This window comes from Lysobacter enzymogenes (assembly GCF_900106525.1).
GTDB lineage: Bacteria > Pseudomonadota > Gammaproteobacteria > Xanthomonadales > Xanthomonadaceae > Lysobacter > Lysobacter enzymogenes.
In genome coordinates, this window is the sequence record NZ_FNOG01000009.1 from 275,182 (window position 1) to 287,100 (window position 11,919).

Below are 11,919 nucleotides of genomic sequence, written 5' to 3' on the forward strand. Positions count from 1 at the left end.
CGGCGCGGCGATCGCCGCAGCCGCGTGCGTGCGCAAGCGGCGAGGCAAGCGCGCGCGTCGCGTTGCGCATCCGCGCCGGCGAACGCTCGCCGGCGCGGATGCGCGGCGGGCTTAGCGGGTCATGATCCGGCTCTGGATGATTTCGGGGCTGACTTCCTTGACCCCGCGCGCGCCCTGGATGCGCTTCATCGCCGCCAGCGCCGCATCCACCGAGGCGTATTCGATGACCGCATTGCCGCCCAGCGCGGAGGAATAGGTCACCTTGCCGCCGGTGGCGCTGGCCAGGCCGGCGACCACGCCGATGTCGCCGACGTAGACATTCAGGCGCTGGGTCACCAGCACGGCGCGCCCGCCTTCTTCGGCCACGGCCACGCCGAGCGCGCCGCCGTCGGCGACCGGCCCTGCCGCTGCCGTGGTCGCCGTCGCGCTCAGATCGCGCTTGCTGCGGCTCTTGGGCGCGGCCGCGTCCGGCGCGCGCAGCTTCACTTCGTAGCCGGCCACGATCACGTCCTTGGCCGGGTCGGTGCGGTCGCTGACCGGTGCGGGCACCGCGGACGGCGCGACGCGGAAACGCCGGCTGCCGACCTGGAACGCATCGCCGGTGGCGGCCAGTTCGAGTTCGGCCTGCTTGGTGTAGGTCTGCGCCTGCGCCGGATGCGCCGCGGCGGCGATCAGCGCGGTCAGCGCCAGGCACATGAGAGTCTTGTGATTGGTCATGTCAGCGCCCCAGAACGCGGAGTTTGAACGAGGTCAGGTTGCCGGCCGATGCGGCGCCGGCGGCGAGCGGAATGTCGGCCACTTCCAAGGTCCAGTTGCCGGTGGCGTCTTCGTCGAGGAAGGCGTTGCTCGCGGCCAGATCGAGGGTGAACGCCGCGCCGCCGCTGGCCACGGCCATCGACGCCGGCACCACCACGCTGCGGGTTCCTTGCGGCGACACCAGGGCCACCGACAGCGGCAGCGGCGAGCTGGTCTGGTTCACCGGCGGCGCCGCGACGGCGTAGTCGGTGGTCAGGCCGATCTGCACGCTTTCGACCCGGCGGATGCCGGCGACCGGAATGCTCAGGCGCGCCGGCGCGGCGGCGTTGCCGATCGCCGCCGGCTGCGCCGCGCTGCGTTGCCAGCCGCTGTCGACCAGCGCCGCCAGCGACTTGAAGTTGTTGGCGCGGGTCACCGCCGCGGTGGCGTCGACCAGGCCGTAGCCGTACCAGTTGCTGAAGAAATAACCGGCGGCGTTACGCGTCCAGCCCGGCACCAGCACCGTGCCATCGGCCGCGGTGGCGGCGGGCTGATCCGGATGGATGCGGCGCGCGGTGGTGGCCAGGATGTACTTGACGTCGCGGTAGGTCAGCTTGGGATTGGCCTGCAGCATCAGCGCGACCACGCCGCTCACCGTCGGCGTCGCCGCGGAGGTGCCGTTCATCGCGCCGGTGTAGTTGCAGCTCGCGTCGATCGCCGAGCGCGAGCTGTCCAGGCGGTTCAAGCCGAGCCCGTTGGTGTTCAAGCCGATCGCGCAGCCGGCCAGGTCGGTGGTGACGATGGCCGGGTCGAACGCCTCGGGGCCGAGCACCTGGTCGATACGTTCAGGGGCGATGCCCTGGTCCAGCAATACCTGGCGCTGCACGCCCGACTCGCCGCCCAGTCCCGACACCCACAGCGCCGCGCCGGGCGTGGAGTAGCTGGCGCGGCGGCCGGCGGCGTTGACCGCGGCGATGGTCATCACGTTGAACAGGTTGTTGCGCGGATCCAGGAACGCCTGCATGCAGCCGACATTGCGCAGCTTGGTGTCGGCGTTGCATTTGACCGCGCCTTGGTCCTTGTTGACGCTGTTGAAGTCGTTGCCGGCGGCCTTGACATAGATCATGCCCAGGCCGTTGCGCGTGGCCGACATTGGCCGCTCGAACGCGGCGATCTGGTTTTCCGAGAACGCGTCCGGCCACGGCCCCATGCCGCCCCAGCTGTTGTTGGAGACCTGCACGTCCTTGGACTCCGCGCCGTCCCACCAGGCGTAGCGGATGTTGGCGTCGGTGGCCTGGTCGTTGCGCGAGAACGAGCCGAACGGGCCCAAGTCCAGGAAGAACGTGGTCACCAGGAAGTTGAACCCGCGCAGCTTGGCCGCGGGCGCCACGCCGCGCACGCCGATGCCGTTCCAGCCGACCGCGCCGATGATGCCGCTGACCGCGGTGCCGTGGCCGTCCTGGCCGAAGCTGTTGGGGCCGGTGTCGTGCTCGCCGCGGGTGGCGGTGACGAAGAAGTTCTTGGAGCCGTTGGGCACCACGTTGGCGGCCAGATCCGGATGATCGATCTCCAGCCCGTCGTCGAGCACGCCGATCACCACGCCCTTGCCGCGGATGTTGTAGTCGTGCAGGTCATCGATGCCCAGATCGACGCTGGATACGGGCTTGGTGTCGCCCAGCACGCTCTGACCGTAGTTCATGAGGTGCCACTGATAGCGATACAGCGGGTCGTTCTGCTGCGCCTGCGCCGCGCCGGCCGCGAGGGCGAGCAAAGTCGCCACGCTGAGGACCGTCCTTTTGCCGATGTGTCGATGCATACCGCCGACTCCTGAAGTTCTTCGGGCATGCCGCGCCCGACGCGGCCGGAGCGCTCGCTCCGGCCGACGCGGGCCGCACGCACGTTGGGGGATGGGTTTACTGGTAGATCATGGTGAAGGTGACGCTGCTGTTGGCCGAGCCGGCCGTCGCCGCGCCGGTGGCCACGTACTGCGCGTAGTAGCGCAGCGCCGCGCCGCCGCCTTCCACCGCGACCGACTGGGTGTTCTGCAGGCCCAGCGGATTGCCGAGCAGCACCTGCGAGTGGTCGGCGTTGAGCAACTGCAGCTGGACGTTGCCGGCGATGCCGGTGCCGCCCTGCAGGGTCAGGTTGTTGCTGCTGGTGTCGATGGTCGGGCCCGGCTCGAAGAAGGTCTGGACCTGGGCGACGGTGGCGCCGCAATCGGCGACGCGGATGAAGAACGGCGTGCGCCCGGCGGTCTGGCCCGACGCCGACAGCGCCGACACCGCGACCGCGGGCAGCTTGACCCGGATGTCGGCCGGGGTCGGACCGTTGGTGAGTACGCAGGTCGGCGCGATCACCGAACCTTCGAAGTGGACGGTGCCGTCGGCGGCGAGGGCGAGGCCGGGGGCGGCCAGGGCGACGGCGAACAGCAAGGCGGAAACTCGCTTCATTCGTATGCTCCGAAACGTAAGGTGAGCGCCGCGCCGCGAACCGCCGCGGGCCGTGGCGCGCCGGTTGCGGCGCGCCCGGGCGCTGCATGCAGCTGCGTGCGAGGCGAAGGAGGTTCGCGCGGTGCGCGAGCCATCGCTAACTCAAACGCGCCGATCGCGCGGTGTCCCTACGCATCGCGCGCAAATGTAGTCCGGGTAACATTTGCGCTCTTGCGCGGGCGGCGCATGCGAGCGCGCGCTGCGCGGCGGCAGCGGCGATAGCTCGATCGGCCTGTGCGGCGGCGCCGCAGGCGATGAATAGCGACCTTGGATTCGCGTGCGCGCCGGCAGCGTTGCACGGCGCAGCGTCGCGCCGGCGGTGCCGGGCGCATGCGCGGGGCGCTAAGGCTCGTCGCGCGCCGGCTCCGCGGAACGCTGCTTGCGCCGCTTGCTGGCGCGCCGGTGCTCGCCCACGCGCCGCTGCAACGCGCCGGACAGCTCCGGGCTCGGTTCCAGCGCGGCGATCACCCGATCCCACACGCCGTCCTCGCTCCAACGATGGAAGCGCACATACACCGTGCGCCAGCTTCCGTTCGGCGATTTCAGTTCGCGCCAGCGCATGTCGCCGGTCGCCACCTGCAGCACCTCTTCGACGAAGCGCTTGTAGCGCGCGGCATTGCGATCCGCGCGCCGCCGCAAGGTCGGCGGCAGCCGGTCGGCGATCCGCTGCCACTGCCACAGGCTCAGTTCTATCCGCATCGCGCTGTCCTCATGTCCTCCCCGCGCCCGCGGGCTCGCCGCGGGCGCTGCTTCCGCGCTGCGGCTGCAGCGTCCGACGGATGCGTTCGCGCGGCCGACGGCGCGCACGCGCACGCGGCGGCGTCCTCGTGGACACCGCGCGCGGATTCGCGCTCTCCCCGCTGATCGCTGCCCGCGGATCGCCGGATGCGTGCGTCGTCGAATCCGCGATTCGCCGGATCTGCGCATCGCCGGAGCCGCGCACGCCGCGCCGATACCGCTGCGCCTGGGCGCTCGGCCGATTATCGAGTCACAAAAAATGCGTGTCCGTTTACTAACAAAAACGCTGTTTTCGCTCGTCACCCCACCATCGCCTGCCGCTTTCGTTCATCTGCGAATATGAATTCGCTCAACATCGCGACGATTCGGCAATGCGGCGCGCGGGCCGCTGCGCTGCGAACGCTGGCGTCGGATCGCCGAAGCGCACGAGCGTTCGCGGGCCGCGATCCGCAGCCCAGAGCGGCAAGGCAAAGCGATGGCGATGAAATGGCGCCGCGCGCGACGCGGCGGCGCGCGTTGCCGGCGGGGCCGGCTCAGCCGCAGTCGACGCCGGTCACCACGTTGGCGGCGTCGACGCGCACGTTGAGGCGGTCGTCGCGCTGGTCGTTGCTGAAGGTGTTGTCCGGCGCGACCACGCGCCACAGGCCGGCGCCGCTTTGCTTGAACAGCTTGCGGCCGGCGGCTTCGTCCAGCGGCTTGCCGACCGCCCAGCCCAGCGCGCTGGCGTCGCAGCGGCCGCCGAGGTCGGGACGCGACGGCGCCTGCGAGCAGGCGGCGGCCAGCGCGCAGGCGCAGACCAACAACATCGGCGCGGCGCGGGACGTGAGCGTCTTGCGATCTGCGTTCATCGTGGGGTCTCGGCGGGGAGGGCCAGTGCATGGTCCGCCCAAGCGCGGGACTTGTCGACTGTGCGCCGGCGCCGGCAAGAACGCCCCGCCCGTGCGGACGGGGCGTCGCAGTCGCGGCGATGCGCGATCAGGGAATGATGCAGCCGCACTGCCGGTAGCAGCGCCCGTAAGTCGCATCGGTGTAGCAGCGATCGCCGCCGCCGCTGGCCACGCAGTTGGCGATGGCGTTGTCCTTGCAGGTTTCGAAACACCGGCTGTTGCAGGCGGCGAACGCGACCGACGCGAAGCTCAGTCCGAACGCGAACGCGCACAGCGCCATCCAACGGGTGGTACGGGTCATGACCTCTCTCCTTAGAGGCCCAGGACCGGGCCAGCGCACGCTAGCACCGCGCTCGCGGAGGGAATGAGACACCGCTTCGATGTTTCGCGCGGACGTACGTTCGCACTGTCGGTATTGCCAGCCTTTCGCGCGGCGCCGCGTTTGCCGCTGTCATTGCCGCGGGCCGATTGCGGCCACGGCGGCCGCGCGGATCCTGCGGCCGGTTCTTGCGCCGGCAGGCAGCCGCAACGGCCTTTTCGATGCCTTCCGTACGCGCTGCCACGCGCGGCGCCGCGGCGCCCGCCGCAGCCCGCGTTCGCGCGAAGCCGTCACGCGCGCGAGCCTCAGCCCAGCGCGCGCGCCCCGCGGGTCGGATTGGCCTGTTCCGGCGCCTGTTCGGCCGTCGGTGCGGCCGGCGTCGGTGCGCGCGCGGCTTCGAGGCGATTGGCCTCGTCCCTGGCGCCGGCGACCATCGCCTGCGCCTCCGGGTGATTGCGCGCCGCGGCCATCGCGCCGGGTTGGCGCGCCATCAGGCCGTCGAGCAGCGCGTTGGTATCGCTGACGCTGGCGGTGCGCGGCAACGCCGCGTCGGAGCCGGGCGTAGGCTGCAGCGCGCTGTGGCCGGGCAGGCCACGCAGCGACGGCGGCTCGCTCAGGCCGCCGCGCGGCTCCGGCAGCGAACGGCGGCCGCCGCCGAAGATCGCTTCGATCGGAACGGTCAGCGTGGCGCGCCCGCCGACGCCGCCGGTGCGGGTGTCGTAATTGCCTTCCACGCCGAGGCGCACACCGTTGTTCGGATCGGTGTAGCCCGCGCCCGCGCGCAGATTGGCGCCCAGGCGCTGCTGCGCGTCGCGGCCGTAGTCGGCGCCGGCCGTGAGGTTCCAGTTGTTGCGCTGCAGCTCCAGGTTCGCGCCGAGGTTCCAGACCTGGCCGCCGGGCTGGATCGTGCCCTGCGCGCCCAGGCGCAGGCCGCTGCCGGGCTCCCCGAACGGGCCGGAAAACGAAGCGGTGCCGCCGACGCCTTGTGGGTTGAAGATCACCGCGCCGTTGGCGCGGATGCCGTCCGCGCCGCCGTTGTAGCCCGCGCCCACGCGCCCTTCGCCGGTGCCCAGGTTGTAGCTGCCGGTGCCGGTGATGGTGCGGTCGCCCTGCAGGCGCAGGTTCGCGTCGAGGCCGAACTGGCCGCCGGCCGGGGCGATGCTGCCGGTACCGGTGACCTGCAGGTTGTCCGCGTCCAGGCGCAGGAAGCCGGCCTGGGTGCGGGTCTGCGGATTGAGCGCGTAGCCCAGGGCCAGGCCGTTGCTGTCGTTGTGCTGGCGCAGGCCGAAGGCGAACGCGCCGGTGGCCTGGTCGCCGGCGAAGCCGAGCGAGGTGCCGCCGACCGCGGTGCCGATGAACAGGCGCTGCTCGGCCACGCCGGGCGTGGACAGGCTGCCGCCGAGCCGCAGCCCGGCGCCGTCCGGGCCGGTGAAGCTCTGGCGCTCGTTATAGGACTGGAACGGGCGGTTGGCGTCCCAGACGATGCCGGTGGACGTGCCGCCGGGGCCGGGTGCGATCGGGCGCGCGCCCGAGACGGTGCCGAGCACCGGGCCGACGGTGGCGTCGACCGGGTCGGCGTCGGGCGCGGTCCGGTTGGCCGGCGGAGGCGCGGGCGGCGGGACGCGGTTGGGATCGCGGTTCGGATCACCCATGACACCACTCCTTAGCGTTCAGGCGAAGGCCGATTCTGGCACCGCCGCGCATGCGGAATGTAAAGATTCCGCAGCCGGGCGCTCGGCGCCCGGCTGCGGCCGCGATCTGCGGCCGGCCTCAGTTCTGCTCGCCGCCGCCCGGCGGCGCGATCACGAAGCAACGGCCGCGATCGACCGTATAGCGCCCGTTCCACACGCCCCAGCCCGCGGGCTGCGGGTCGGCGCAGCCGCGGCTGATCAGTTGCATGCCGATCACCTCGCCGGCGGCGTCGGTGTAGGTGCGGATTTCCACGTACGGGCCGCCCGGCCCGGTCTGCGAGAACGCCGCGCCGGCCACTGCCAGCGAACACAGCGCCGCGACCGCGGCGAGCCTTGCCCTGCTACCCAACTTGCGCATGTCCTTCTCCCTGGAGGCGGCGCGCGCCGGGATGGCGCGCGGCCGCTGCGCTCCGCTCTAACCCCGGCGCGGGGCGCTGTCGAGGCGCGGGTTCGCGGACAGTGACGCGCTGCCGCTTACGGCCGCTCAGGGCCCCTTCGCCAGCCCGGCCGCCGGCGCCGGCGCGCGCCGCGGCGCGGCCACGCGCAGGCCGCGGTGGCGGCATACGTCGATGTCGGCGTACTCCAGCACGCGGCCGTCGGCGAGCGAGAAGCGCAGGTCGTAGCGGCAATCCGGGCCGGCCAGCTGGATCGTGGTCGCCGCGCCGCCGCCGGGCAGCGACGCCCCGATCGGCTTGTCGACGAACGCGGCCGCACCGGCCGGGGACGCGGCGACCGCGACGATGCTGTCGCCACCGCGGTTGCTCAGTTCGAAATAGCGCGCCTGGGCCTGCGCGGTGGAGGCGGCGGCCAACGCGGCGACAGCGAGGGCGGCGGTGCGGATCGCGGGCATGACGGTGCTCCGGAGTCGATGTGGGCGGGCCCGACCCGCGCGCGCGGACCGGTTCGCGCACATCCCAGCGCGGCGATGGCGCGCGCGGCCACGGCTGCGGGACGAATCGTCGCCGCGGCGGGACGGATCGTCGCCGCCGGCGCCTGCGCTTTGCCGCGCGCTTCGCCGCGCTTACGATGCCGGCGAAGCGATTCCGGGCCGCGCCGATGCAGATCCAGTTGGGCGACACCTCCATCGGCCTGGGCCGCTACCTGACCTTGTGGTCGGTGGTGGCGCTGGCCTTCGCCGTGCAGCACATGCTCTTCGACGCGGTGGTCGGCCCCGAGGTGTGGTCGCCGTTCGACTACCTGCGCTGGTCGCTGATCCAGTGGTTCACCTGGGCCGCGCTGGCGCCGTGGGTGTTCCGCTTGTCGGCGCGGCATCCGATCCGCCCGCCGCTGCGCCTGCGCGGGCTCGGCCGGCAGGCGTTGCTGAGCGTGGGCGTGACCGCGCTGGCGCTGGCGATCGGCTCGGCGGTATCGACCTTGTTCGAACCCAGCGGCTTCGCCCAGCAACTGGTGTATTTCGTCGGCCAGCACGCCGCCACCGGCCTGCTGACCTACTGGGCGTTGCTGGCGATCCAGCACTCGCTGCATTTTCGCGCCGAGCAAAGCCGGCGCGAGCTGGAAGCCAGCCGGCTCGCGCGCGAGCTGGCGCAGTCGCGCCTGCAGGTGCTCAAGACCCAGCTGCAGCCGCACTTCCTGTTCAACACCCTGCACGCCATCGTGACCTTGCTCGACGAGGACCAGCGTTCGGCCGAAGACATGCTGCTGCGCCTGAGCGAGCTGCTGCGCGCGTTCCTGGAGGATTACGACGGCCAGGAGATTTCGCTGCGGCGCGAGCTGGATTTGCTGGAGCTGTACCTGGGCATCCAGCGCAAGCGCTTCCAGGACCGTCTGGACGCGCGCATCTACGCCGATCCCGAAGCGCTGGACTGCGCGGTGCCGAGCCTGCTGCTGCAGCCGCTGGTCGAGAACGCGATCCGCCACGGCATCGGCCGCCGGGTCGGCGCCGACCGGGTCGAGATCGAATGCCGGCGCGAGGACGGCGAGCTGCGCATCGAAGTGCGCAACCACAACAGCGAACTGGTCCCGGGCGAAAGCGCGCAGGGCCACGGCATCGGCCTGTCCAACACCCGCCTGCGCCTGCGCGAGCTGTACGGCGAGCGGGCGCAACTGCGCCTGGACGCGCTGTGGCCGCAGGGCGTGGCCTGCCGCATCGCGCTGCCGGCGCGCGACATCGACGAAGAGGTTGAGATCGCCGACGGCGAAGCCGCGCCGCCCGCCGACGCCGGAGCCGCGCGCGCATGAGTCCGGGCGTGCTGGTGGTCGACGACGAGCCGTTGGCGCGGCTGGCCATCGTCCGCCTGCTGCGCGAAGACCCGCAGCTGCGCCTGCTCGGCGAATGCGGCGACGGCGCCAGCGCGGTGCGCGCGATCGCGCAGCTGCGGCCGGACCTGGTGTTCCTCGACATCCAGATGCCGGCGATGACCGGCCTGGACGTGATCGCCGCGGTCGGCGAGGCGCGCATGCCGGCCACGGTGTTCGTCACCGCCTACGAGCAGTACGCGGTGCGCGCGTTCGAGGCCAATGCGGTCGATTACCTGGTCAAACCGTTCAGCCGCGAGCGTTTCGCCGCCACCGTGCAGCGCGCCAAGCTGCGCCTGGCCGCACAGGCCGGGCTGGGCAGCCAGATCCTGCAGGCGCTGGACGCGCTGCGGCAGAAGCACGATCACCTGCAACGCATTCCGGTGCGCGACGGCGAGGAAGTGGTGCTGATCGCGGTCGAGGACATCGTCTGGATCAAGGCCAACCGCAACACCGTGCAGATCCACGCCGGCGGCCGCGTGCACGAGCTGCGCGAGACCCTGAGCGCGCTGGCCGCGCGCCTGGACCCGCGCGATTTCGCCCGCGTGCACCGCTCGGCCATCGTCAACGTGCGCCGGGTGCGCAGCATCCAGCCGTGGTTCAACGGCTACCACGTGGTGACGATGGACGATGGGCAGCGTTTGCGCATGAGCCGGTATCAGCATGAGAGCTTTCTGCGGCTGGCGACGGTGCGCGGGGACGAGTGAGCGGGCGCGGTTGGCGCGGGCGTTGGCGCGGGGCGCGGTAGGTGGGGTGGCGCGGTCGCGGCTTGCGCCGCTCCTACAGGGGGCCAGGTAAGGGCGTCGCGTGCGAACGCTCGTTCGCTGTGGCGGTGAGCGGGAGTGAGCGAGCGCTTCGATGCGCAGCGCGCCACGCTTCGCGCTTGACCGGCGTCGACGACGCGTCCGCGCTCAGGCGCTATCGTCGTGGCGACACGGACGAGGGCGCGCATGAACGAACGCAGGTTCACCTGGATCGCCGTCTTCGCGACCTGTCTGCTGTCCGCGCTGGCGATGGTCGCCGCCTATCTCGGCATCGGCTGGTTCCACGATCTGATGTTCGGCTTCGACCGCGGCTGAGCCGCGCGCTCACTCGCGGGTCGGCGACGGCGCGGCGGGCGGCGCGCGTTCGACCCGGAAGATCACCCGGCCGCGATAAGGCGCGCCCAGCGCCTGCGCACGATAGCCGTAGCCGGCGATCTGCCGGCGCAGCGGCGGCCACAGCGCCTGCTTGGCCACGAACACCGAGCCGGGCGCGTCGCCGGCGTGTTCGAGTTCGCGCCGCAGCGGTTCGTCGTATTCGGGATTGAAGCGCGGTTGCTCGCGCGGCTGGCGCGAGAGCTTCTCCACCTCCGCGCCCAGATGCAGGCGCAGGCCGTAGCGAGCCATGTCTTCGACGAACAACACTTCCTCGACCGGCGCCGCGCTGCGCGCGCGGATCGCCTGCGCCCATTCGCTGGCGTCCTTGTGGGTGTCCCACTGCGCCGCGGCGTAGCGCAGGCCGAGCAGCAGCAAGGCCCACAGCAGCAGCCAGCGCAGGTCCGGTACGCCGCGGCCGCGGGCGTGGCGGGTCGCCGCCATCGCCACCGCCAGCGGCAGGAAGGTGGGCAGCAGGTACAAGGGCAGGCGCGACTGGGCCAGGCAGAACACCAGCAGCGGCAGCGCGATCCATAACGCCAGGAACAGCGCTCCCGCCTCGCCGACGCGCGCCTGGCGTGCGCGCCAAGCCAGCGCGCGAGCCGGCAGCGCGCGCGCCCAGCGCAGCAGTTCGCCGGTCCACGGCAGCGTGCCCAACAGCAAGGTCGGCAGGTAGATCTTGAGCCAGCCGTACCATTCGGGATGACGGCCGAAGCGGTCGCTGGCGACGCGGTCGACCACTTCGGCGCCGAGGAAATACTCCATCAGGCCTTCGTGGCGCAGCCCCATCGTCAGATACCACGGCAGCGCCAGCGCCGCGAACAGCGCCGCGCCCAACGCATGCCAGCGCCACGCGCCGCCCGGCCCCGGCGCCAGCGCGCCGAGCGCGGCCACCGCCAGCAGCGGCAACAGCGCCGGCGGCCCCTTGATCATGAATCCGAGCGCGAACGCGGCCCACATCGCCGGCAGCCACGCGCCGCGCGCGGCCGCGCTGGCGCCCGCATCGGCGAAGCGATAGCGCACGAACGCGTACATCGCCAACGCCTGCGCCGCGGCCAGCGGATAGTCGGCGGTGATCAGTTGCGCCGCGCCGGCCGGCAGCAAGCAGGTGGCGTAGATCAGCGCCGCGAGCCGGCCGCTGCCGGGCGCCAGCCGCCGCGCGCAGCCCGCGGCCAACAACACGCAGGCCAGATACGACAAGGCGATCGGCAGGCGCGCGGCCCAGGCGGTTTCGCCGAACGCCGACACGCTGGCGGCGATCAGCCAGTACGCGCCGGGCGGCTTGGTCCAGTGCCCGGTCTCGAGATTGCGCATCGGCGTGAGCCACTCGCCGCGGTCGAGCATGGTCAGGGCGATGTTGGTATAGCGGCCTTCGTCCGGGTCCCAGATGCCGCGCGCGTCGAGAAAACCGAACGCCAGGACCAGGCAGACGGCGGCGAGCAGCCAGCGCGGCAGCAACGGCGCGCGGCGCGTGTCGGCCGTCGATGCATCGGCCGGCGGCGAAAACGTTTCGTTCATGAATCCGAACCGGAACGGCGGGGGAGCGCGCCGCCGCGGCGGGCGGCGGCGCGTGCGGCCCAGGGTGGCGGCGGCGAGGTCGGGGCACGGTCGCAATGCGATGGCAGCGCGATGACGAGGCGCGCGCCCGGCCCCGCCCACCGCGGCTGA

The 11,919-nt window shown here is 72.1% G+C and carries 13 protein-coding genes; 3 read left to right on the top strand and 10 right to left on the bottom strand.

Annotated elements, in window-relative coordinates:
- Positions 1-111 precede the first annotated feature (111 nt).
- The 9 genes from BLU84_RS21455 to BLU84_RS21495 all read right to left on the bottom strand — a co-directional run bounded on the left by BLU84_RS21455 (position 112) and on the right by BLU84_RS21495 (position 7,709).
- Positions 112-717 carry a hypothetical protein gene (locus BLU84_RS21455; protein ID WP_074871931.1) on the bottom strand — a complete coding sequence of 202 codons (606 nt, stop codon included), beginning with the start codon at positions 715-717 and terminating at the stop codon, positions 112-114.
- A gap of 1 nt (position 718) precedes the next feature.
- Positions 719-2,551, bottom strand: a complete 1,833-nt coding sequence (locus BLU84_RS21460; protein WP_074871934.1) for a S8 family serine peptidase — start codon at positions 2,549-2,551, stop codon at positions 719-721.
- 97 nt (positions 2,552-2,648) lie between these two features.
- Positions 2,649-3,185 (bottom strand): fimbrial protein, encoded by a 537-nt coding sequence (locus BLU84_RS21465; RefSeq protein WP_198420008.1) that lies wholly within the window; start codon positions 3,183-3,185, stop codon positions 2,649-2,651.
- 381 nt (positions 3,186-3,566) lie between these two features.
- Positions 3,567-3,923: a transposase gene (locus BLU84_RS27325; protein ID WP_074871939.1), complete on the bottom strand. Its 357-nt coding sequence runs from the start codon at positions 3,921-3,923 to the stop codon at positions 3,567-3,569.
- 572 nt (positions 3,924-4,495) lie between these two features.
- Complete coding sequence (locus BLU84_RS27330; RefSeq protein WP_074871941.1) at positions 4,496-4,810, bottom strand: I78 family peptidase inhibitor; 315 nt, start codon at positions 4,808-4,810, stop codon at positions 4,496-4,498.
- A gap of 127 nt (positions 4,811-4,937) precedes the next feature.
- Positions 4,938-5,150 (bottom strand): hypothetical protein, encoded by a 213-nt coding sequence (locus BLU84_RS21480; RefSeq protein ID WP_139175177.1) that lies wholly within the window; start codon positions 5,148-5,150, stop codon positions 4,938-4,940.
- Positions 5,151-5,473: 323 nt separating this feature from the next.
- Entirely contained in the window at positions 5,474-6,820 is a 1,347-nt protein-coding gene (locus BLU84_RS21485; RefSeq protein WP_074871945.1) for a hypothetical protein, read from the bottom strand.
- Between the two features lie 118 nt (positions 6,821-6,938).
- On the bottom strand, positions 6,939-7,217 hold the full coding sequence (locus tag BLU84_RS21490) for a hypothetical protein (protein ID WP_139175178.1): 279 nt from the start codon (positions 7,215-7,217) through the stop codon (positions 6,939-6,941).
- 126 nt (positions 7,218-7,343) lie between these two features.
- Positions 7,344-7,709, bottom strand: coding sequence for a hypothetical protein (locus tag BLU84_RS21495; protein WP_074871950.1), 366 nt, complete (start codon positions 7,707-7,709; stop codon positions 7,344-7,346).
- 206 nt (positions 7,710-7,915) lie between these two features.
- On the opposite strand from BLU84_RS21495, the gene BLU84_RS21500 reads away from it, so the two are divergent.
- The 3 genes from BLU84_RS21500 to BLU84_RS27975 all read left to right on the top strand — a co-directional run bounded on the left by BLU84_RS21500 (position 7,916) and on the right by BLU84_RS27975 (position 10,194).
- On the top strand, positions 7,916-9,058 hold the full coding sequence (locus BLU84_RS21500; RefSeq protein ID WP_074871952.1) for a sensor histidine kinase: 1,143 nt from the start codon (positions 7,916-7,918) through the stop codon (positions 9,056-9,058).
- Complete coding sequence (locus BLU84_RS21505; RefSeq protein WP_074871953.1) at positions 9,055-9,822, top strand: LytR/AlgR family response regulator transcription factor; 768 nt, start codon at positions 9,055-9,057, stop codon at positions 9,820-9,822. The genes BLU84_RS21500 and BLU84_RS21505 overlap by 4 nt, the downstream gene beginning before the upstream one ends.
- A 243-nt stretch (positions 9,823-10,065) precedes the next feature.
- Entirely contained in the window at positions 10,066-10,194 is a 129-nt protein-coding gene (locus tag BLU84_RS27975) for a hypothetical protein (protein WP_267889196.1), read from the top strand.
- Positions 10,195-10,203: 9 nt separating this feature from the next.
- Here the strand turns inward: BLU84_RS27975 and BLU84_RS21510 are convergent, their stop codons facing one another.
- Positions 10,204-11,769, bottom strand: coding sequence for an ArnT family glycosyltransferase (locus tag BLU84_RS21510; protein ID WP_074871955.1), 1,566 nt, complete (start codon positions 11,767-11,769; stop codon positions 10,204-10,206).
- Between the last annotated feature and the right edge of the window lie 150 nt (positions 11,770-11,919).